A 20,954-nucleotide genomic window follows, 5' to 3' on the forward strand; every position below is an offset into this window, starting at 1 on the left:
CCCGGGCGCGGCCATATGCTTCGCTCAGTATCCCAGTTCTGCGCCGGCCGGTCCGGCCGCCGGCGGCCTGGGCTCGGCCTTCTCGGTCACCAGCGCCTCGGTGGTGATCAGCAGACTGCCCACCGACGATGCGTCCTGCAATGCGGTGCGCACCACCTTGGTCGGATCGATGATACCGGCCGCCACCAGGTCCTTGTATTCGCCGATCTGGGCATCAAACCCGTAATTGTAATCGGCGGCCTCCAGAACCTTGCCAGCGACCACCGCGCCGTCCTCGCCGGCATTCTCCGCGATCTGCCGCAGCGGCGCCTGCAACGCCTTGCGCACGATCTCGCCGCCGATGCGCTGGTCCTCGTTATGGAAATGCAACTTGGCGATCACCGATGTGGCCCGTGCCAGCGCCGTGCCGCCGCCGGGCACGATCCCTTCCTCCACCGCGGCCCGCGTCGCGTTCAGCGCGTCATCGACACGGTCCTTGCGCTCCTTCACCTCGATCTCGGTCGAGCCGCCGACCCGGATGATGGCGACGCCACCCGCCAGCTTGGCCAGACGCTCCTGCAGTTTCTCACGGTCGTAGTCCGAGGTGGTTTCCTCGATCTGCGCGCGAATCTGTGCCACACGCCCCTTGATGGCATCGCCGTCGCCCTCGCCGTCGACCAACGTGGTATTGTCCTTGTCGATCACCACCCGCCGCGCCTGGCCCAACTGGGCCAGCGTCACGTTCTCCAGCTTGATGCCCAGATCCTCGCTGATGACCTCGCCACCGGTCAGGATCGCGATATCCTCGAGAATGGCCTTGCGCCGGTCACCGAAGCCGGGCGCCTTGACGGCCGCGATCTTCAGCCCGCCGCGCAGCTTGTTGACCACCAGCGTCGCCAGGGCCTCGCCTTCCACATCCTCGGCGAGGATCAGCAGCGGACGCCCGGATTTGACCACGCTTTCCAGCAGCGGCAGCAACGGCTGCAGCGACGACAGCTTCTTCTCGTGGATCAGGATATAGGGATGCTCCAGGTCCGCGATCAGCTTCTCGCTGTTGGTCACGAAATAGGGCGAGATATAGCCGCGATCGAACTGCAGCCCCTCGACCACGTCCAGTTCGGTCTCGAACCCCTTCGCCTCCTCGACCGTGATCACGCCGTCCTTGCCGACCTTCTGCACGGCGTCCGAAATGATCCGGCCGATCTCGGTATCGCCGTTTGCCGAAATGGTCGCGACCTGGGCGGTTTCCGCCTTGGTCGCGATCGGGCGGGTGCGGGCACGCAGATCCTCGATCACCGAAGCCGTGGCACGGTCGATGCCCCGCTTGATATCCTGCGGGTTGAAGCCCGCCGCCACCGATTTCAGCCCCTCGCGCACGATCGCCTGGGCCAAGACCGTCGCGGTCGTCGTGCCGTCGCCGGCCAGGTCGTTGGTCTTGCTGGCGACCTCGCGCAGCAACTGCGCACCCAGATTCTCGAACCTGTCGGACAGCTCGATCTCTTTCGCGACCGACACCCCGTCCTTGGTGATCCGCGGCGCGCCGAAGCTCTTGTCGATCACCACGTTGCGGCCCTTGGGGCCCAGCGTCACCTTCACCGCGTCGGCGAGGATATCGATCCCCGCCAGCAGCCGCGCCCGGGCATCCCCCGCGAATTTGACGTCCTTGCTGGCCATGATGCCTCTCCTTGTTCCCTGAATCTTACCGCGCGTCGCCGACGATGCCGAACAGGTCGGATTCCTTGGCGATCAGCAGATCCTCGCCGCCGATCTTCACTTCGGTGCCCGACCATTTTCCGAACAGGACATGATCGCCCTCGCGGACCTCCAGCGGCACGACCTGCCCGTGCTCGTCCCGCGCGCCGGGCCCGACCACCACCACGACGGCCTCGACCGGCTTTTCCTGCGCCGTGTCGGGAATGATGATGCCGCCCGCCGTCTTTTCGGCAGGAGAAATACGCCGCAGGACCACACGGTCATGCAGGGGACGAAATCTGCTCATGTTCAAACCTTTGAATTTTCGGCCTATCGAATCGGTCTATCGAACCTGGCGGCCATCGCCATCGGCCGACCGGACGCGTGCACGCCGGAACCGCCACGCCGCCTGGCGCGTCAGGTCATCCGGTTCGGCCAGGATGTGATTATGCAGGGGGCGCACGCTGTCATGCGCGGCGTAGAAGCGCCGCGTCTTGCGGTCGCTTTCCAGGATCACGGCACCCAGAAACGTGCCGTCGATTTCGACGATATGGGATTCAAGCATGGTCGCTGCCTCTCGCTCCGCTTGCGCGGACCTCCGCCGGCAGCATCGACCGCCGGCGATCCTATCGGGCGGGCACCGGCTTCATATGGCCGGCGCACGCTGCGCTACATCGATCGATGCGACACATTCGCGCGGTGATACGGGTCATCAGGCTCCGCCCTTGGATTGAGGCGCCACAATGGCGGCCAAGCCCACGATCGCAGGGGCATCGCCTCACGTCAAGACAATATAATCATTTAAGTTCGTTATATGTAGAATTCACGTCAAACAACGAATCGCAATCGAAAGGCGGAGCGAATTCAAATTATCATATTGATATTAAATGATATATTGTTCATCTCGGCGGATGTTGCCGCATCGTGCGCCCCATCGGTCAAGCCGGGCATCGCCCGATTTCTGGCGCAGCCTCGCCGACAAGGGAATTTATCATACGATATTCGTGGTTATTTATTGCATACCACGATCATATATCGCAGAGTGGCTTGCATTCGCTGCCGGCCGCGCCCGGCGACCGACAAGGACCATTGGCCTGCAAAAGGATTCCACAAAGACCATGCCGTCGTCCTTCACCCGCCGCTCCGTCCTCGGCCTGCTGGCCGCGGCCCCGCTCCCGCGCATCGCCGGCGCGACCACCCTCACGACGCTGCGAATCGGCATCATGGCTGGCGAGGACGAGGATGTCTGGCGTGCCGTAGCCGCCCATGCCGCGCAATGCGGGCTGGCCCTGAAGATCGTCCCGTTCTCGGACTACAATGCCCCCGACGAGGCCCTGGCGGAACACGAACTGGACGCCAATGCCTTTCAGCACCGCCCGTTCCTGTCCGCCCAGATCGCGGCGCACGGCTATAATATCGTAGCGGTGGGCGATACCTATTTCTCGCCGATCGGTCTGTATTCCAGCCGCTGGAAATCGGTCCGCGACCTGCCCGCCGGCGCGACGATCGGGGTGCCCAACGACCCGAGCAACGAGGGCCGCGCCCTGCATCTTCTGGAAGCCCTCGGCCTGATCACGCTGAATCCGTCCGCGGGCCTGCTGCCGACCGCGCTGGATATCGCCGACAATCCACGCAACCTGTCCGTCAAGGAACTGGATGCCGGGATCGTCGGCCGCACGCTTCCCGACCTGGACGCGGCGATCGTCAACACCGATTGGGCGTTCAAATCGGGGATCCAGGTCGACAGGCAGCGGATCGGTCAGGAAACTCTGGCCGGCAATCCTTACGTCAACTTCATCGCCGTGAACGCGCAGGATGCGCATGCCCCGTGGGTCGCATCCCTGACGAACGCCTTTCACCAGCCGGACGTGCGCAAGGCGATCCTGGACATCTATCACGGGGCGATCGTGCCGGCATGGGGATGACTCTGCTGCGGGTCGAACAGGTCTGCCGCCGGTTCGGCGACCATGTCGCGCTCCAGGACGTCCGGTTCGACGTCCATCCCGGCGAGATCGTCGGTATCATCGGCCGGTCCGGAGCGGGCAAGACGACATTGCTGCGCTGCCTGAGCGGGCTGGAACGGCCGGACAGCGGACGGATCGTCATCGAAGGCCAGGACATCACCGCCCTGCCGGAACGCCGGCTGGTCGAAATTCGCCGGCGGATCGGGCTGGTGTTTCAGCATTTCAACCTGCTGCAATCCCGGAGTGCCGCCGGCAATATCGCCCTGCCTCTGGAGATCGCGGGCATGCCGAAATCCGCGCGCGCGGCCCGGGTCGCCGACCTGATCGACCTGGTCGGGCTGTCCGGGCACGAACGAAAGCGCCCCAGCCAGATGTCGGGCGGACAGAAACAGCGGGTCGGCATCGCCCGCGCCCTGGCGGGAAATCCGGCGCTGCTGCTGTGCGACGAGGCGACTTCGGCGCTCGATCCGGAAACCACGGCCGCGATCCTGGACCTGCTGGTCGATATCAACCGGCGACTGGGCCTGACCATCCTGCTGATCACGCACGAGATGGACGTCATCCGCCGCATCGCGCACCGCGTCGTGGTGCTCGACCACGGCCGAATCGTCGAGGACGGCCCGGTCGCGGCATTGCTGGGCGGGGCGAGCCGCCACGCCGTCACGCGCGCTTTCCTCTCCGAAGGCCGGCCGCGTGTTCCCGATCATGTCGTGGCGCAGTTGCGGGACGTGTCCTTCGACGACGCTCATCCGGTCGTACGCGCGACCTTCGATCCGAACGCGGCGCCCTCTCCCGTCCTGTCGGTGCTGAGCCGCCGCTTCGGACTGGACGTGACCATCCTGCAGGCGACCGCGGGCGACATCGCCCGCCGGCCGGATGCGGAATTCGTGCTGCGCCTGTCGCGGCACGATGGCGACGCCCTGGATTTCATCCGCCAGGCCAGCCAATCCATGGAGGTACTCGGCTATGTTCCGGCTGATTGCTGATCTGATTCTGCGCGCGACGGGCGAGACGCTGGAGATGGTGCTGGCGTCCGGCCTGATTTCGGTGCTCGGCGGTCTGCCGCTGGCCGTCCTGCTGATCGTCACGGCGCCGGGCGGCCTGTACCCCCTGCCGGCACTGTCCCGCGCCCTCGCCCTTGCCGTCGACGCGGTCCGTGCCGTGCCGTTCATGATCCTGCTGGTACTGCTGATCCCGCTGACCCGGCTGATCGCGGGCACCGCCCTGGGGACCGGCGCTGCAATCGTACCGCTGGCCATCGCCGCCGTGCCCTATTTCGCCAGGATCGCGGAGGTCTCGCTGCGCGAGGTCGACCAGGGACTGGTGGACGCCGTGCGCGCCATGGGCGGCACGCGCTGGATGACGGTGCGCTACGTGCTGCTGCCGGAGGCGCTGCCGGGCCTCATTTCAGGCTTCACCGTAACCCTGATCACCCTGGTCGGCGCCTCGGCCATGGCGGGCGTCATCGGCGCCGGGGGCCTGGGAGACCTGGCGATCCGCTATGGCTATCAGCGTTTCAACACGACGGTGATGCTGTCGGTCGTCGCCGTGCTGATCGTCATGGTCACAATCCTCCAATGGATCGGCAACCGGCTGGCACGGCGGCTGGCATGAAGCCGCCTCCGCTCTGCGTGCATATCCTGCGCATGGTTCTCTGAAATATGTCCAGAATCCGGAGTCGAAATAAATGAAAACCAACATGTCCACTCCCCCATCGATCCAGAGGCCATCCGCTCGAACCGACCACCGGGCCGATCCGGAAAAGCGATTTGCAACCTGGATATCTTCCGATCTGGGACGGGATTTCCATTCCGTTCGTCAGGTGTGGGTGTCCAAGTTCGCGACGCAGGGCTCCATCTTCCGTATCAACGGCGAACCGCGCGACGACGGATGGTTCACGCCCGAGGGCGAAACACAAGCGCTTCGGATCGGACGGGATTGCTTCCTTTCGCGCGACGAAGCTGCGCTGGATGCCGATTCACGGCGCAGACACAAAGTCACGTCCCTGAAAAATACGCTCGAACGGATCGAGAAGCTCATCGCGTCCGATTAGGCCACGCCTTCACTCCCATCCGCTCCAACGACCCGAAACGATCCAGATTCAGGAGGCCGACGAATGGCACTGCTCCCCGGCTGGACAGCCCCGGATTTCGCCTGCGACACGACATCCGGGCCGATCCGCTTCCATGCATGGCTCGGTTCAGGCTGGGGCGTCGTCCTGACCCACTTGGACGATTACACGACGCAGAGTCTTGGCGCCGGGATGGATTGGGCCAAGACATGTGCCCGGCCGATCAAAGTGCTGGGCCTGGATTCCCCGCCCCATGAACGCCGCGCGCCGCCCCGTCCGCGCCAATCGGCTCCGTCGCCAGTGCCGCGACTTGTAGACCCGACCGGCGCCGTTCGGACCCTCTGGCGGGGCATCGCCATCGATGCCGGCCATGATGCCCCCGCTCTCGATGATGATCATGTCGTCTATTTTCTGGACCCAGCCAAGACCATACGCATGACGCTTTCATATTCTCTTTTCCAGTCCCGCGATTTTTCCGATATCGTGTCTGTACTCCATGCCTTGGGGGCCGACCGGCATTGCGGGTGCCGCCCCATCCGGAAGGCGGCCTGACACCGGCATAAGACTGATCCGCACCATGAACCATCTGTGGGAAGCACTGGCTCGTTACCCGAACGATGCCCCGGTCAGGGAAAATCAACCCAAAAGGAAGATATGCCCGATGCCGACACCCGGCCGTTCCAACGATGGCGGCAGCATCCAGCACCGTCCGCTGCCCTGCCGCGAGACGACCGCTTTTTTGACCGACCCGACCGTCGCGTCCGCACTGATCGGCGCATTGTCGCCCTTTGACATCGTGATCGTTCCCGGACTCGACGGCTCCGGACCGGATCACTGGCAATCCCGCTGGGAGGGTTTCCTGAGTCGGCGCAGCATTGCCGTCCATCGGGTCGTGCAGATCGATTGGGAAAAACCGACCTATCGCGCCTGGCGTAGCGGGCTGCGCGCGACCCTGGCAAAATGCAGCCGACCGACGATCCTGATCGCGCACAGCCTCGGCGCCGTCCTCGTCGCGCGCTGGGCCAGCGAGCGCTCGAACGGGCCTGTCTCGGGCGCGTTTCTGGTGGCCCCGGCCGACGTGGAGCGGCATCGCGGAGCGGATGCCGGACGGGTCGCCGACTTCGCCCCACTTCCGAGCGCCCGCCTGCCCTTCCCTTCGGTACTGGTCGCCAGCCGCAACGACGAATGGCTGACCATACATCGCGCGCGCACCATGGCACGCCGGTGGGGATCGACGATGCTGGATGCCGGTAAGCTCGGACATATCGGCAACATATCGGGCGTCGGGCTTTGGCCGGACGGCCTCTCCGCACTTGGAGACCTGGCCCTTTCATTGTCCGGCGCTCCCGATCCATAATCGACGAGGCAGATCCGAAGCGCGTGGCCGGCTGGTGGCGGGGATTGCCGGAATTGGAGACGGATCCTGTCCGTCACGACGCGATCGTCCGCACCGCGTCCGTAAAGGCGACCGGCGCTTCCTGCGGCAGATTGTGACCGATCCCGCCACGGACCAGGCGATGTTCATAGCGTCCCGCAAAGCGGGTCCGATATGTTTCGGGCGCCGGGTGCGGCGCGCCGTTGGCGTCCCCTTCCAGCGTAATGGTGGGCACCGTGATGGCCGGCTGCGTCGCAAGTCGCTTTTCCAGCGCGTCATATTGACGTTCTCCGTCGGCCAGACCCAGACGCCAGCGATAATTGTGGATCACGATGGCCACATGGTCGGGGTTGTCGAAGGCGCGCGCTGAACGGTCGTAGGTCGCGTCGTCGAAATGCCATTGCGGCGAGGCGAGCTGCCAGATGAGCCTGTTGAACTCCCTGGTGTTGCGCGCATAGCCCAGGCGGCCGCGCTCGGTCGCGAAATAGAACTGGTACCACCAGGCCAGTTCCGCTTTCGGCGGCAACGGCGCGGCATTGGCCTGCTGGCTGCCGATCAGATAGCCGCTGACCGACACCAGCCCCCTGCACCGTTCCGGCCACAGGGCGGCAACGATATCCGCCGTCCGCGCGCCCCAGTCGAAACCGGCGACGATCGCCCGGCGGATGCCCAGGGCATCCATCAGCGCGATGGTATCAGCCGCCAGCGCGGCCTGCTGCGCATTGCGCGGCGTGGCCGCCGCGCGAAAGACGGTCGTGCCATAGCCGCGCAGATAGGGCATGACCACACGGTACCCCGCCGCCGCGAGCACAGGCGCGACGTCGGCAAAACTGTGGATGTCATACGGCCATCCATGCAGAAGAATGACGGCAGAGCCGTCCGACGGCCCCATCTCGACATATCCTATGGACAGGGGCCCCGCATCGACCTGCCGCGGCGCCGGCAGGCGGGGCGGAACGGCCGGCCGGTTGCTCGATGCCGGCGTTGCGCGGCCTGCGCGCGTAAGGCCGCCGAATTCGAACGCAGCGGCGGACGAGGCCGCGAAGCCCAGGAAGCGGCGGCGGCTCGGGTCACGGAAAAGACTGTAGGTCATGATGATGAATCCGATTGCTGATGATTGGAGGACGAATGCGCAGGAATCGCCGGCACGATGAAATGGACGGTCCTGCGGTTCAGGAGAGAACGGTTCGCGCCAACCCGTGTGACGAAAGCCCGCTGGGGGCAGGCAGGCCTGCATAAAGCGCGATGTTCATCCGGACGTTCATGGCATGCAATCCTATCGTATCCGATATTATCGGACACGAGTTTATAGAGCCGGCGACGATCCGCCGTCAAGCCTTCCGATTTAATCGGATGCGATTTATATTGAGACGGGAATTGCCATAGGAGAGATGCAGGATGGATGCGCGCCCGCCCAAGCCGGACTACCCGAAACTCGCGGATTTCATGTGCTTCGCCGTCTATTCGACGAACCTCGCCTATGGTCGCGCCTACAGACCGATCCTGGAGGAACTGGGCGTCACCTACACCCAGTGGATCGCCATCGTCGCCTTGTGGGAAGAAGATCACCAGACCGTGAGCGGGCTGGGAGAGAAGCTCTTCCTCGAATCCAATACGCTGACGCCGATCCTGAAAAAGCTGGAGACCCTCGGCTATCTCCGCCGAGGACGCGACCCGCGGGATGAGAGGCAAGTGATCGTCAGCCTGACCGAGTCCGGTCGCGCCCTGCGCGAGAAGGGCGCGCAGAGGACGCTGGTCCAGGCATCGGGCCTGGAACCGGACGAGTTCCGCGCACTTCAAAAGGCCATCGTCAAGCTGCGCACGAATTTGATCCGCCATGCGGAGGCGGGGAACTGACGGGCACGGCTTCGCCATTATTGACCGATCATTCCATATCCTGCTATGCACGGGGCATGGCACGGCCACAGCAATTCGATCGGGATCAGGTTCTGGACGCGGCCGTCGCCGTCTTCCGACAGCATGGCTTCGAGGGAAGTTCGGCAGCCGCGCTCGTCTCGGCAATGGGGATCGGTCGGCAAAGCCTGTACAACAGCTTCGGCGACAAGTGGCAACTCTATCAGGAGGCGGTCCGCCGTTACGCGGCGGCAGAGACCGAGGCACATCTGGCAGCGCTGCGGCGCGGCCCGCGCGCCGTTGACGGCATCCGGCATTTTCTGGAACGCGTGGTCGAAACAGCGCGGGAGACGTGCCTGGGCGTCAGCAGCATCTGCGAATTCGGAACCTCTCGCACCGATCTCGCGAAGATCCATGAATGCTTCGGCAGGGTTCTGCGCGACGCCCTCATGACCCGAATGCGTCAGGCCCAGTGCGAGGGCGACCTGTCTTCCGCTATTGATACTGGCGAAGCGGCGGCCTTCCTGATCGCCACGGTCGCGGGCATCCGGGTGTCGGCCCGGGGCGGTGCCGACCGGGCGACCCTTGCCGCCGTCGCACGCGCGGCGCTGCGTGGCCTGCGCTAAAAATTTTGCCCATTATGGAATGATTGTTCAATAAAAAGGACCGGACGATGACCCCGGAGAACACCCCAGAGAACCCCGCAGAGACCCTCCATGAGATCAAGGAAACATTCGCGGCCACGCCCGACCGGAGCCGGGTGGCCATGGTGTTCGGCGGATCGCGCGGCATTGGCGCAGGGCTTGCCCGGCGGCTGGCGCGGGACGGATTTGCCGTCGGCCTGACCTATGTATCCCGGCCCGAGCAGGCGCAAGAGGTGGCGGCCGCGATCCAGGCGGATGGCGGCCGCGCGCTGGCCGTCCGGGCCGACAGCGCAGATCCTGCTGCACTGCACGCGGCGGTCGAACAGGTCGTCTCGCATTACGGCCGCCTGGACGTCGCCGTGGTCAATGCCGGCGTGCTGAAGCTGGCGCCGCTGGAGCGGATGAGTCTGGACGATCTCGATCTTTGCCTCAACGTCAATGTGCGCGGCGTCGTGCTCGCCGTTCAGGCCGGCGTCGCCCGGATGCATGACGGTGGGCGCGTGGTGACCATCGGCAGCATTGCCGCGATCCGGCCGATCGCGCCGGGCAACAGTATCTATGCCATGACGAAGGCGGCGGTGGCGGCGTTCGTGCAGGGGGCGGCACTCGACCTCGCCCGGCGCGGGATCACGATCAACAACATCCAGCCCGGCCCGATCGAAACCGACATGACCGACGGCATGGCGGACCATCTGGTCGCCCGAATGCCGCTCGGCCGGATGGGACGTCCGGACGACGTGGCGGCACTCGCGTCCTACCTCGCCGGCCCCGCTTCGTCCTTCATGACCGGCGCAAGCGTGACGATCGACGGAGGCTTCATCCTTTAGATTTCCTGATTACATCCGGATGACACCCGAATTTGATCGATCGAGGCGTCGAGCCCGGCCGGCGAAACCGGAGGCAAGGCATGCGCCGCGGGTCTCGCGGCGTTTGCGACGTCGGCGCGCCATGAATTCCGCCGCCGCGACGAGGGCATAGCGCGGGCGCGGGCCGACAAACGTGAATGCCATGTCGCTCAGGCCATGCTGACTCTCGTCGATCCGGCCCGGCCACCGCTTCGCCTGGCCCTGGGCAGCGGTGCGCTACACACCGAACAGCCGGCCGATGCCGCCCGTGACCAGCATGGCGATAATGCCCCAGAACGTCACCCGAAGCGTGGGCCGCACCGGAGACGCGCCGCCGGCCACCGCACCGACAGCCCCGAGAACGGCCAGCACGACGATCGAGACCAGGGACACGCCCCATGACACGTACGGTTCCGGCGTGAGCACGGCGGTCAGGACGGGCATCACCGCACCGGACGAAAACGCCGCCGCCGAGGCGAACGCCGCCTGGAGCGGGCGCGCCGCCGTGGCATCGGACAGCCCGAGTTCGTCGCGGGCATGCGCGCCCAGCGCGTCATGCTTCATGAGTTCGGTCGCCACCGTACGGGCCAGCGCGTCGTCCAGCCCCCGCTTGCAATAGATCCCGGCGAGTTCGTCGATTTCGCTGTCCCAGTCCGAGGCAAGCTCCTGCTTTTCACGCGCGATGTCGGCCCGTTCCGAATCCGCCTGGGAACTGACCGAGACATATTCGCCCGCGGCCATCGACAGGGCGCCCGCCACCAGCGCGGACAAGCCGGCGATGAGAATGCTGCCGCCCGACGCATGGGAACTGGCGACGCCGACGATGAGACTGCCGGTCGATAGCGTCCCGTCATTGGCGCCGAGCACGGCGGCACGCAGCCACCCCAGCTTCTCGACGGCATGACGCTCGGTATGGGAACGGAGACGTGACATGAATGCATCCATGATGGCAGATGGCCGGCCTCGGGATCACGACCGGGAACGGGCGTGACGCGATCGCGAATCCCACATAGCATGCTCTGAAGCCCGGCATGGATAGGTCCGCGAAAAGACCACCCGAGCCCCTTCGGTCAGGCCGCGTCCCCTCCCCGGCCCGCCCCCGGGGTTCTGCGATGCGTCGGCCCTCATGAGCGAGCGGCTTCAAACATAGCGGGGATCTGGATGACCATCTCGATGCATGCTGCAGGCGTCGTATCAGGGACCCAGGTCCGGCAATGGATGGCCATGGCGGGAGGCGCGGGCTTCATGAGCGCGATCGAGAAGGGTGACAAGCTGCTGACGAGCGGCCCTGTCGGAGACTGGCCGGAGATCCACTCGACGGCGCCGGCACCATAGCAGCAGACGATCTGCAATTTCGAAGCCGGCACGGGCTGCAGGACCTCGCCCGGCTGAACCACGCGCAACGAGAAACGCTGCCGCATGGAGCCGCCCAGTGCCGCCGCCATCGATGCGCTCTGTTCCGCGTCCTTCACGAGGAAGGACGGCCACCCGCACCGGGTCGCCGGGTGCTTCAGCGTGCGCAGGACGTCATCCAATGTGCCGTCGATCCGAACTGGCGCCGGCCGGCCCGTGAAGGCGGCGCTCGCATCCAACCAGTCGTCTGGCACCATCCGGCCCCATACGACGATGTCCAGGTCCGGATGGATAGCGTCCATCAGGATGCTCGGGTCGGCCGATGCCCTCACACGCGGAGCCAGGGAGGAACCCGGCCAGCTTTCGATGACGAACATGGTGGCGACTCCGCTCACGTCACGATCGTGGGATTGGCGTCATCCATCATGCCGCAGGCATCCGGTGCGTCGATCGTCAGCAGCAGTCGGACACGTTCGGCTTCCGGCGCATGAGACAAAGGTGGAGAGCGGTGCAGCACGCCCTGTCCATCGCCGCCCGGCCAGGCACTGCCTTTGAGAACGGCGATGTCGCCGGTGCCGATCTGGCGCATGGACGCCGGGTCGATCTCCGCGTGCGGCATGCGATCGGCCGGATGTGAGGGCACCCATTGCGTCCCCGGCCCCACATAGGTGCATAGCAGGCGCAATCCCACGCGATCGACATGGAATCTGCGGCAGGAATCGGTGGTAATGCGTTCCAGCCGCAGCCGGACCTCCGTCAGCCCGGCAAGGGTCCGATAATCCGCCGCCAGCGCCAACGCGTCATCGAGCAAAATCCGTGCGTCCGCCGGCATACGAGGGGCCAGCAGGCGACCGAGCCGGTCGGGCGTCCCGCGTGCCAGCATCAGGCGTGGTCCATGCGCAAGCATGATTCGCGCCGCGGCGCTGTGCGCCGCCGATAACGCGCGTGGCCTGACGGCGATCACACGATCCGGCACGAGGATCGTCCGCAAAGGATCGGTCTCGGGCGGGAGCAGGCGAGAACGGGTCGGACAAGGAGAGTCGATCATCATCGGGCCGGAAGCAAGGAGAAGAGGAAGCAGCGCAGGCACGCCGCACGTCGATATTGTTATGTTATAATATTTCATTTAGGAAGAGGTAAAGCCGCTCCGCAATGGCTGCGATGCCATGCGGACACAGCCAAGGACTCCCTGATGGACAGCAGACTGCCCGTTACCGTGCTCTCCGGCTTTCTCGGCGCCGGGAAGACGACCCTTCTCAACCACATTCTGAACAACCGCGAGGGACGGAAGGTCGCCGTCATCGTCAACGATATGAGCGAGGTGAACATCGATGCCGACCTGGTGCGCGAAGGCGGCGGCAACCTGTCCCGCACGGATGAGACCTTGGTGGAAATGACCAATGGCTGCATCTGCTGCACGCTGCGCGACGATCTGTTGCAGGAAGTCCGGAAACTGGCCGGAGAGGGGCGGTTCGACTACCTGCTGATCGAATCCACCGGCATTTCCGAACCTCTGCCCGTCGCCGCGACATTCGAATTTCGTGACGAGGCCGGCGAGAGCCTGAACGACGTTGCGCGGCTGGACACGATGGTCACGGTCGTGGACGCGGTGAACCTGCTGCGCGACTATGCCTCGACCGACTTCCTGCGCGACCGGGGCGAATCGCTGGGTACGGACGATGATCGTGCGATGGTCGATCTGCTGGTGCAGCAGATCGAATTCGCCGATGTGGTGGTCCTGAACAAGATCGATACGGCCACGGCGGAGCAGGCCGATGCCGCCCGCAAGATCGTCCGGGCCCTGAACCCGGATGCCGATCTGATCGAGACCAGCCAGAGCCGGCTCGACCTGGGGCGGGTGCTGGACACACGCCGTTTCGACTACGAGAAGGCGCACGAGCACCCGCTATGGTACAAGGAACTTCATGGTTTCGCGGACCATGTTCCCGAAAGCGACGCATATGGCATCAGCAGCTTCGTCTATCGTGTGCATCGTCCCTTCGACCCGGCGAAATTCCACCGCTTTCTCGATACGGCCTGGCCTGGGGTCGTGCGTGCGAAGGGATATTTCTGGCTGGCCACCCGTCCTGACTGGGTCGGGGAACTGAGCCAGGCCGGCGCGCTCGTGCGCAATCAGGCAATGGGCTTCTGGTGGGCCAGCGTGCCGAAGGATCGGTGGCCCGATGACGCGGCCTGGCGGGAGATGATCCTGGATCGTTGGGATCCGGTCTATGGCGACCGGCGGCAGGAAATCGTGTTCATCGGCACCGGCATGGACGAGACCGCGATCCGCACGGCACTGGATGCCTGCCTTGTCGCGGCGGAGACAGGCACCCGTTTCGATCCGTCGCACTATGCCGGTCTTCCCGACCCCTTCCCGGCCTGGCAGCAATCGACCTCCGTCGTGGACTGACAGTTTGGGTGAGCACGAGTCTCCAAGCCCGGTGTTTCCTATCCGGATAGGAGCGGAAGCAAGACTGTCGGGCGAGACTGCGCGAATGGCGGGCATGGATCTTGACCCTGTCCGCCGATCATCTTCTCCCGAGCCGCGGCAATCTTACCGATCCAGACGAATGTCGATCTGCGTGCGCAAGGGCGCCAGGAAATCGTCGCGGGAGATCTCGCCGAGATCGACGGCCTTGGCCCCGCCGGCCGCAATGACGGAGACATCGTCGATCCCGATCACGTTCAGGATCAGCTTGAGATAGTGGGTTGCGACGTCACGGTCGCGGATCGGCGAGCCTTCCGTATAGACGCCGCCCGACGCCACAAGGACGGTTGCCCTCTTGCCCGTCACCAGCCCTTCGCCCCCGAAGCCCAGCGTGTGGCCCTTGCGCACGATATTGTCCACCCAGGCCTTGAGATTGGCCGGGATATTGTAATTGTAGACCGGTGTCCCGATCACGATGTGATCCGCCGCCAACAGTTCGGCGACAAGTGCGTCGGACAGGCGCAGTGTTTCGCGCATCTCCGGCGAATGCCGCTCGAACGGCGTGAAGTAGGCGGCGAGCCAGGACGCATTGACGAACGGCAGGTCCGTGGTCGTCAGGTCGCGCGCGACCACCGTACCGTCGGGGTGTTTAGCACGCCATTTTTCGACGAACGCAGCCGTCAGGTTGCGTGAGATCGCAGACCTGCCGCGCGGGCTGGCTTCGACGACGAGGAGACGAGGCATGGCAATTCCTTTATCGTGGTCCGTGAGGTCTTCCGGTTTCAGCCAAAGCGGAATCCGGAGATCGGTTTGCCCAGGGCATGGCCGTGGAAATCGACGACGCCCGGCTCGCCGGTCGCAGCACCCGCGGCGACCATGAGCGGCAGAAGGTGGTCCTCATGCGGGTGCGCATCGCGCGCACCCGGCGCCGACGCCCAATGGGTCAAGGCGGCGTCGCGGCCGTTTGGATCGGTCACGATGTCGCGCAGCCACGCATCGAACGCCTCGGCACCCCGATCGGGGCCGCGCCCGAAAAAGCGACTCATGTTGTGGTAGCTCTGGCCGCTGCCGACGATCAGCACGCCCTCGCGGCGCAGCTTGGCCAGGGCACGGCCGAGTGCGAGATGAAACGCCGGATCGAAGTCCCGCTGCATCGATACCTGTACGACGGGCAGTTCCGCCTCCGGCATCATGACCTTGAACGGGACGAACACGCCGTGATCGAACCCGCGCCGTGTCTCCGTGCCGCTGGCAATCCCCATCTCTGCCAGGCCCGCACGTATCCGCCCGGCGAGAGATGGCGCGCCCGGCGCCGGCCATGTCAGGTCGTAAGTATGCGGGGGAAACCCGAAATAGTCGTAGAGCAGCGGCGGGGCGGCGCCGGCATTGACGCTCGGCATCCGCTCGGCCCAGTGGCCGGAGACCACGACGATAGCCGAGGGCTTCTCGCGCAGTCGGCTCATGAAGCCGCGAAGATAATGTTCCAGCGCGGACCAACTGTCCCGCATCGGCCCCGGATCGAGGAAGAAGCAGGGACCACCGCCATGATTGATGAAGAATGTCGGTTGCATGGCGGCAGGCTACCGGCACACGCTTGGCCTGTGGAAGCGATCAAAATATGATCATCTCCATCTCTTTTGGAGATGGAGATGATCGGCAGTCTGACCCTCGACCAGTTGCGCGTGCTGGTAGCCATTGCGGAGACCGGCAGTTTTTCGGCGGCCGGGCGCAGGCTTGGCCGCGTCCAATCGGCCATCAGCCAGTCGATCCTGGCCCTGGAAGGCGCACAGGGGGTCGTTCTGTTCGATCGCAGCAGGCATCGGCCGATTCTGACGGAACAGGGGCGCGTCCTGGTCGATCAGGCCCGCCTCGTGCTCGCGGGTGCCGCGCGGTTCGCGGCGGTGGCCGCCGGCATGCACGCGGGCATCGAGCCGGAATTGACGCTGGTGATCGATCCTCTGGTGCCGAGCGAACCCCTGGTGAAAAGCCTGCAGGCGCTGCAGGTTCAGTTTCCGGATCTGCCGGTGCGTTTTCAGGCCGAGCTTATCGGCGGCGCAGCGCGGCGCTTGCGGGCACGCGACGCAGCCGTTGCGATCTGCCTGTTGTTGCCGGTCGTGCCGCCGGACCTGACTGCATATCCCCTGTCCACGTTGGACCTCGTCCCCGTGGCCGCGCCGCATCATCCGCTCGCGGGGGCCGGCCGTCCGCTGGATCGCCACGATCTCGCGCCGCATGTGCAGCTCGTCCTCTCCGACCCGAACGCAGAAGACGGGCGGGAATACGGTATCGTCAGCAACAGGCAGTGGCGCTTTGTCGACCAGGGACGGCGGCTTGATTTCCTGCTTGCCGGGTTCGGGTGGTGCAAGATGCCCGCGCATCTCGTGGCTGGCCACATTGCCGGCGGACGACTCGTGGCGCTTCCGGTACGTGACGAAATCGTGCACGCAAGACCCTCTCTCGTCGTGTATGCAGCGCATCTGAGCACCGTTCCACTTGGACCCGCGGCTGGATGGCTGCTGCGCCATCTCCAGGAAGAATGGAAACTGTCGTGAGTTTCCGCGCCGGATCGCGCAGGGGTGACGCCGGCAGCCATTGATGGCTACTTGATCCGGTCAGGTTTTGCCGGAACTGCACCGCCGCCGCGTGTCCGGTGATCTGCCAATATTCCTGGCAAGGCCAGCCAGGCGAGCAACGCCGCCAGGACGAGGAAGCAACGCGCTGTCCACCACCCATAGACGAGTGCCCCGACAAGACCGCCGCCAGCGAAGGACAGCACGATTCCACCATGCAGCAACAGTCGCTGGCGTGTCTGTGCGAGGCGGCCATGGTCGACGGGATGGCGAAAGGATTCCAGCCAATCGGCGATTTCGATACCGAAATCGGTCAACATGCCCGTCATGTGCGTGGTCCGCACGCGCGCGCCGGAGATGCGGGTGACCGTCGCGTTCTGCAGGCCCATCAAAAAACTCAGCCCATAGGCCAGCACCGGCCCGCGTGGACCCGCATGCAATGCGGTATCCAGGAAGGCCAACAGCCCGAGCAGGACGGATTCCAGCAGGATACTATAGGCATAAATCGCCTGGTGTCGGCGGCGTCGGCCGGCATTGACCAGAAAGGTCGAGAGCACGGCCCCCGCCACGAAGGCCGCGATCAGCCCAAGGCAGGATGCCACGACCATGAGATCGCCGACATGCAGGCTCATCGCCAGGGTCGACACATTGCCGGTCATGTTTGCGGAATAATAGCCGACGGCGAGAAAACCCGCTGCGTTGACCGCACCCGCGACGGCGGCAAGCGAGCAGCCCAACCGGCGGTCCATGACGAAGGTCCGGGTTTCCCCCTCTCGGACAAGCACATGCCCCTCCTGTTGCGTCGGCTGTATGGGCTCCACAACCTTCAATGTGATGGCACGCGCCGTCAAACACCAGAATGAACTGAACGCAACCAGCGCTTCAGTTCAATGTATCGAAGAAGCGCAGGATGTAGGTAATTTCATAAAGCAGGGCAAACGTAACGAACGCCTTATGGAATTGACGATTTGCGGAATATATAGCGATACCGCAGAGCACCATATAGAGTGGAACCCGAAACCAGTATTCGCCACCGAACATCGCGAGATGCGCATGCCCCTTGATCAGCGTGTCGATCAGGTCGAATATGATCGTCAATCCAAAGAAACCAAAGAACCATTTACGCCGGGAGATGAAGAAATCCTCATACCCGGTGTAGTCGCTGATCGAATCCGGAAACAGGAAGGCGCTCAGGAAGAATAGAATGATCGCATAGAGGATCAGGAACAGGTAGACTTGGAACGTCCAGGTCGGCAGTTCGACCAGCCAGAACTCCCACCACCAGAAATGCATCAGCGTCAGGAGCAGGGTCAGCACCCAGCCGATATGCACCGGGTAGATCCGTGTCTGCCCGGGATGCTGGATGATCCGTACCAGCCCGTTGAGCAGGCGGGTCATGCTCAATCCCAGGACCATGCCCATGATAATGCGGACATGCTGGAAGATCTCGGGGGACGTCACGGACGGTATCGCCATACGGATCAGGTTCCTCGGTTGTTTTGCATTCGATGCGTGCGGTTACGGCGCTGGATTGACCATAGCCAGTCCATTGGAACCAAAATAGCCCGGACCGCTCCCGATCATGGCCAGGCCCTCGGTCATAGTTGCCGAAACGATAAACCTATCGTGCGCCGCCTCTCACCCACGTCAAAATACCGACTGATCATTTCTACGGGGTGCACGTGCGGGAACGACGTCGCAGGGACCGGGCGGCGGCCGAGCAGCTCGGCCGTTCGGCTCCACCCTCACGGACGCGCACCCGGCTCTTCCCGAAAGGGGCGCGCGTCATGTTGCACGTGGTGTCCAGGGACGAATGATCCGGGGTCGGGACAAGGGCAAGTTCGCCGTCACGGTCTCGAACCAGTCCCAGCCCATGCGCCGGCTCTTCTGGCTCCGCCGCTTGAGGCAATTGAACCAGATGCGCCGGACGTCCTGCAGGAACCCGTTCATAGAGCGCCGGTTATGCTGCAGGCCGAACTTGCCTGGCCACCGCTGGCGGCCGGAATCGGGCAGCCTTCGTCCGTTCCAATGGAATGATGACCATACCAAAAGTAAGTCAAACGACAGGGTTCAACGTCATCCGATCTGCTACGAGTTTACAACCAAAAAAAATGAACGGAAGCATGCAAATATGGATCGCTGGGCCGAATTTTCCAGATCCGCCAAGCTGAGCGGCATCGGTGTTTCGGAAATCATCCGCATCGGCGCAGAAGCCCGGAAGCTGGCCGAAACGCATCAGGACGTCATATCCCTCAGCGCGGGCGAGCCCGACTTTCCTACCCCCGACAATGTCAAGCTGGCTGGCATCAATGCCATATTGACCAACCAGACCCGTTACACGGCCCTTGACGGCACCGCCGAACTCAAGGCCGCGATCCGGCGCAAGCTCAAGCGCGAAAACGGCCTGGATTATGCCGCAAATGAAATCAGCATCGGTGCCGGCGCGAAACAGGTGCTCTTCAACATCCTGATGGCGACGCTGGATCCGGAGGACGAGGTGATCGTTCCGTCCCCGTGCTGGACGACCTATCTGGACATGATCCGGCTGGCCGGCGGTACGGCGACCATGGTGCCCTGTTCGGCGGACGCCGGTTTCCGTCTGTCGCCAGAGCAACTCGCCGCCGCCCTGACCTCCCGGACGCGCTGGCTGCTGCTCAATTCCCCGTCCAACCCCACGGGCGCCGTCTATGGCGCGGCGCATCTCGCCGCGCTGGCCGAGGTGCTGCGCACCGCACCCGGCGTCGGCGTCATCTCCGACGACATCTATGAACACGTGCTTTACGATTCGGCACCGTTCGCCACGATGGCCGCCATCTGTCCGGACATCAAGCCTCGCGTGGTCATCGTCAATGGCGTGTCCAAGGCCTATTCGATGACCGGCTGGCGCGTGGGCTATGCCGCCGCCGCGCCGGACATCATCGCCGCCATGGCGGTGGTGCAGAGCCAGAGTTCCTCCAACCCATGCTCGATCAGCCAGGTCGCCGCGATCGAGGCCCTGGACGGCCCGCAGGACATCATAACGGAACGGCGTGACGCCTTTCGCCGCCGCCGGGACAGAATCGTCGCCGGCCTGAATGCGATCCCGCATGTCCATTGCCTTCTGCCCGACGGGGCATTCTATGCGTTCGTGGACATGCGCACGCTCCTTGCCAGGCCGGAATTAAAGCGGAAAGATATTGCCGACGATACCGCGTTGTGCCGGTATTTCCTGCACGAATGCCATGTCGCTTCCGTGCCGGGATTCTGCTTCGGGGGACCGGGATATTTACGGCTTTCCTTTGCGGCATCGGACAGAATGATCGACGACGCGCTGGAACGCATGAAAGCGGGCGTCGAGCGGTTGCTGAAATACTGACGGACAAAACAACATAGAGCATTTCCGCTGAACCGGTGTTCAGCGGAAATGCTCCAGGAGCGGCGGATGATGGCAAGCATGATCGCACAGGGCGGACGAGCCATATATGGGGTGCCGCTCGGTATCCTGATGCTGGAAGCGCGCTTCCCGCGCATTCCGGGCGACATGGGCAATGCCGAGACCTGGCCCTTTCCCGTGCAGCTCTGCGTCGTGGAGGGCGCCACCCCCGAACGGATCGTCCTCGGCGACCCCCGCGCGTGGCTGGAACATTTCATCGGGGCCGCGAAGCGCCTGATCGACCTGGGCGTGTCGGCCATCACGACGAATTGCGGCTTTCTCGCCCTGCTGCAGCCGCAACTGGCAGCAGCCCTGAATGTCCCGGTCGCGACATCGTCGCTGATGCAGATTCCATGGGTCAACGCGACCCTTCCCCCGGGCCGGCGGGCCGGCATCGTGACGATATGCGCCGCGACGCTCACACAGGCCCATCTCGCCGCCGTGGGCGCACCCACGGACACGCCCGTCATCGGCACCGAAGACGGCGCGGAATTCTTCCGGGTCCTGATCAAGGCCGAAAGCGAGACGATGGACGTCGCCCTGGCGGAACGCGACGTGGTGGCGGCGGCACAGGCGCTGGTGGCCCAGCATCCGGATGTCGGCGCCATCGTCCTGGAATGCACGAACATGCCGCCCTACGCCGCCGCCGTCGCCGCGGCGACCGGGCTGCCGGTCTATGACATCTATTCCATGGTCACATGGTTCGTGGCCGGCATTCGGCCGCGCGTCTTTTCCAGCCATTATTCGCGGCTGTAATTTTCCGA

24 protein-coding genes are annotated in these 20,954 nt (G+C 64.3%); 13 read left to right on the plus strand and 11 right to left on the minus strand.

The window, feature by feature from the left end; translation table 11 throughout:
• Window positions 1–24: 24 nt before the first annotated feature.
• The 3 genes from groL to AAC691_RS07725 are packed head-to-tail and all read right to left on the minus strand — an operon-like array spanning window position 25 to window position 2,236.
• The gene (gene groL / locus AAC691_RS07715; protein WP_342629583.1) at window positions 25–1,653 is read right to left on the minus strand and encodes a chaperonin GroEL; all 1,629 of its coding nucleotides are present in this window, start codon (window positions 1,651–1,653) and stop codon (window positions 25–27) included.
• A 25-nt stretch (window positions 1,654–1,678) separates the two neighbouring features.
• Complete coding sequence (locus tag AAC691_RS07720; RefSeq protein WP_342629584.1) at window positions 1,679–1,978, minus strand: co-chaperone GroES; 300 nt, start codon at window positions 1,976–1,978, stop codon at window positions 1,679–1,681.
• A 36-nt stretch (window positions 1,979–2,014) separates the two neighbouring features.
• A complete protein-coding gene (locus AAC691_RS07725) occupies window positions 2,015–2,236 on the minus strand; it encodes a hypothetical protein (RefSeq protein ID WP_342629585.1) in 222 nt (73 codons plus the stop codon).
• A gap of 553 nt (window positions 2,237–2,789) precedes the next feature.
• Here AAC691_RS07725 and AAC691_RS07730 point away from each other — a divergent pair.
• From AAC691_RS07730 to AAC691_RS07755, 6 genes are all read left to right on the plus strand, one after another.
• Window positions 2,790–3,596 (plus strand): MetQ/NlpA family ABC transporter substrate-binding protein, encoded by an 807-nt coding sequence (locus AAC691_RS07730; RefSeq protein WP_342629586.1) that lies wholly within the window; start codon window positions 2,790–2,792, stop codon window positions 3,594–3,596.
• Complete coding sequence (locus AAC691_RS07735; protein WP_176638727.1) at window positions 3,593–4,621, plus strand: methionine ABC transporter ATP-binding protein; 1,029 nt, start codon at window positions 3,593–3,595, stop codon at window positions 4,619–4,621. Before AAC691_RS07730 ends, AAC691_RS07735 begins: the two co-directional genes overlap by 4 nt.
• Window positions 4,602–5,249 carry a methionine ABC transporter permease gene (locus AAC691_RS07740; RefSeq protein ID WP_342629587.1) on the plus strand — a complete coding sequence of 216 codons (648 nt, stop codon included), beginning with the start codon at window positions 4,602–4,604 and terminating at the stop codon, window positions 5,247–5,249. Before AAC691_RS07735 ends, AAC691_RS07740 begins: the two co-directional genes overlap by 20 nt.
• Before the next feature lie 73 nt (window positions 5,250–5,322).
• Window positions 5,323–5,688 (plus strand): hypothetical protein, encoded by a 366-nt coding sequence (locus AAC691_RS07745; protein ID WP_342629588.1) that lies wholly within the window; start codon window positions 5,323–5,325, stop codon window positions 5,686–5,688.
• Between the two features lie 63 nt (window positions 5,689–5,751).
• Window positions 5,752–6,258 (plus strand): peroxiredoxin, encoded by a 507-nt coding sequence (locus tag AAC691_RS07750; RefSeq protein WP_323991996.1) that lies wholly within the window; start codon window positions 5,752–5,754, stop codon window positions 6,256–6,258.
• Window positions 6,259–6,283: 25 nt separating this feature from the next.
• Entirely contained in the window at window positions 6,284–7,063 is a 780-nt protein-coding gene (locus AAC691_RS07755; RefSeq protein WP_342629589.1) for an alpha/beta hydrolase, read from the plus strand.
• A gap of 73 nt (window positions 7,064–7,136) precedes the next feature.
• On the opposite strand, the gene AAC691_RS07760 is transcribed toward AAC691_RS07755, so the two are convergent.
• Window positions 7,137–8,174, minus strand: coding sequence for an alpha/beta hydrolase (locus AAC691_RS07760; RefSeq protein WP_342629590.1), 1,038 nt, complete (start codon window positions 8,172–8,174; stop codon window positions 7,137–7,139).
• A 305-nt stretch (window positions 8,175–8,479) separates the two neighbouring features.
• Between AAC691_RS07760 and AAC691_RS07765 the strand changes: the two genes are divergently transcribed.
• The 3 genes from AAC691_RS07765 to AAC691_RS07775 are packed head-to-tail and all read left to right on the plus strand — an operon-like array spanning window position 8,480 to window position 10,406.
• On the plus strand, window positions 8,480–8,938 hold the full coding sequence (locus AAC691_RS07765) for a MarR family winged helix-turn-helix transcriptional regulator (protein ID WP_176638709.1): 459 nt from the start codon (window positions 8,480–8,482) through the stop codon (window positions 8,936–8,938).
• A 56-nt stretch (window positions 8,939–8,994) separates the two neighbouring features.
• Entirely contained in the window at window positions 8,995–9,561 is a 567-nt protein-coding gene (locus AAC691_RS07770) for a TetR/AcrR family transcriptional regulator (RefSeq protein ID WP_342629591.1), read from the plus strand.
• 47 nt (window positions 9,562–9,608) lie between these two features.
• Window positions 9,609–10,406 (plus strand): SDR family NAD(P)-dependent oxidoreductase, encoded by a 798-nt coding sequence (locus AAC691_RS07775; RefSeq protein ID WP_218064148.1) that lies wholly within the window; start codon window positions 9,609–9,611, stop codon window positions 10,404–10,406.
• A 255-nt stretch (window positions 10,407–10,661) separates the two neighbouring features.
• On the opposite strand, the gene AAC691_RS07780 is transcribed toward AAC691_RS07775, so the two are convergent.
• The 3 genes from AAC691_RS07780 to AAC691_RS07790 all read right to left on the minus strand — a co-directional run bounded on the left by AAC691_RS07780 (window position 10,662) and on the right by AAC691_RS07790 (window position 12,660).
• The gene (locus AAC691_RS07780; protein ID WP_342629592.1) at window positions 10,662–11,357 is read right to left on the minus strand and encodes a VIT family protein; all 696 of its coding nucleotides are present in this window, start codon (window positions 11,355–11,357) and stop codon (window positions 10,662–10,664) included.
• Between the two features lie 191 nt (window positions 11,358–11,548).
• A complete protein-coding gene (locus tag AAC691_RS07785) occupies window positions 11,549–12,154 on the minus strand; it encodes a hypothetical protein (protein WP_342629593.1) in 606 nt (201 codons plus the stop codon).
• Window positions 12,155–12,168: 14 nt separating this feature from the next.
• Entirely contained in the window at window positions 12,169–12,660 is a 492-nt protein-coding gene (locus tag AAC691_RS07790) for a DUF1826 domain-containing protein (RefSeq protein WP_342629594.1), read from the minus strand.
• 309 nt (window positions 12,661–12,969) lie between these two features.
• Here AAC691_RS07790 and zigA point away from each other — a divergent pair, with 309 nt between their 5' ends.
• Window positions 12,970–14,190 (plus strand): zinc metallochaperone GTPase ZigA, encoded by a 1,221-nt coding sequence (gene zigA / locus AAC691_RS07795; RefSeq protein WP_342629595.1) that lies wholly within the window; start codon window positions 12,970–12,972, stop codon window positions 14,188–14,190.
• A gap of 144 nt (window positions 14,191–14,334) precedes the next feature.
• Here zigA and AAC691_RS07800 read toward each other — a convergent pair whose 3' ends face one another.
• On the minus strand, window positions 14,335–14,952 hold the full coding sequence (locus AAC691_RS07800) for an NAD(P)H-dependent oxidoreductase (RefSeq protein ID WP_342629596.1): 618 nt from the start codon (window positions 14,950–14,952) through the stop codon (window positions 14,335–14,337).
• Between the two features lie 38 nt (window positions 14,953–14,990).
• Window positions 14,991–15,779 (minus strand): class III extradiol ring-cleavage dioxygenase, encoded by a 789-nt coding sequence (locus AAC691_RS07805; protein ID WP_342629597.1) that lies wholly within the window; start codon window positions 15,777–15,779, stop codon window positions 14,991–14,993.
• Window positions 15,780–15,857: 78 nt separating this feature from the next.
• Between AAC691_RS07805 and AAC691_RS07810 the strand changes: the two genes are divergently transcribed.
• Window positions 15,858–16,760, plus strand: coding sequence for a LysR family transcriptional regulator (locus AAC691_RS07810; protein ID WP_342629598.1), 903 nt, complete (start codon window positions 15,858–15,860; stop codon window positions 16,758–16,760).
• A 47-nt stretch (window positions 16,761–16,807) separates the two neighbouring features.
• Here AAC691_RS07810 and AAC691_RS07815 read toward each other — a convergent pair whose 3' ends face one another.
• Both AAC691_RS07815 and AAC691_RS07820 read right to left on the minus strand, forming a co-directional pair.
• Window positions 16,808–17,563 (minus strand): YoaK family protein, encoded by a 756-nt coding sequence (locus tag AAC691_RS07815; protein ID WP_342629599.1) that lies wholly within the window; start codon window positions 17,561–17,563, stop codon window positions 16,808–16,810.
• Between the two features lie 97 nt (window positions 17,564–17,660).
• Window positions 17,661–18,254 (minus strand): hypothetical protein, encoded by a 594-nt coding sequence (locus tag AAC691_RS07820; RefSeq protein WP_342629600.1) that lies wholly within the window; start codon window positions 18,252–18,254, stop codon window positions 17,661–17,663.
• Window positions 18,255–18,909: 655 nt separating this feature from the next.
• Between AAC691_RS07820 and AAC691_RS07825 the strand changes: the two genes are divergently transcribed.
• Together AAC691_RS07825 and AAC691_RS07830 are read left to right on the plus strand one after the other, a co-directional pair.
• Entirely contained in the window at window positions 18,910–20,133 is a 1,224-nt protein-coding gene (locus tag AAC691_RS07825; RefSeq protein WP_342629601.1) for a pyridoxal phosphate-dependent aminotransferase, read from the plus strand.
• 66 nt (window positions 20,134–20,199) lie between these two features.
• Complete coding sequence (locus AAC691_RS07830) at window positions 20,200–20,946, plus strand: aspartate/glutamate racemase family protein (RefSeq protein WP_342629602.1); 747 nt, start codon at window positions 20,200–20,202, stop codon at window positions 20,944–20,946.
• The last annotated feature ends 8 nt before the right edge of the window (window positions 20,947–20,954 follow it).

The sequence above is a fragment of the Nguyenibacter vanlangensis genome, assembly GCF_038719015.1.
In the GTDB taxonomy this organism is placed as follows: Bacteria; Pseudomonadota; Alphaproteobacteria; order Acetobacterales; family Acetobacteraceae; genus Gluconacetobacter; species Gluconacetobacter vanlangensis.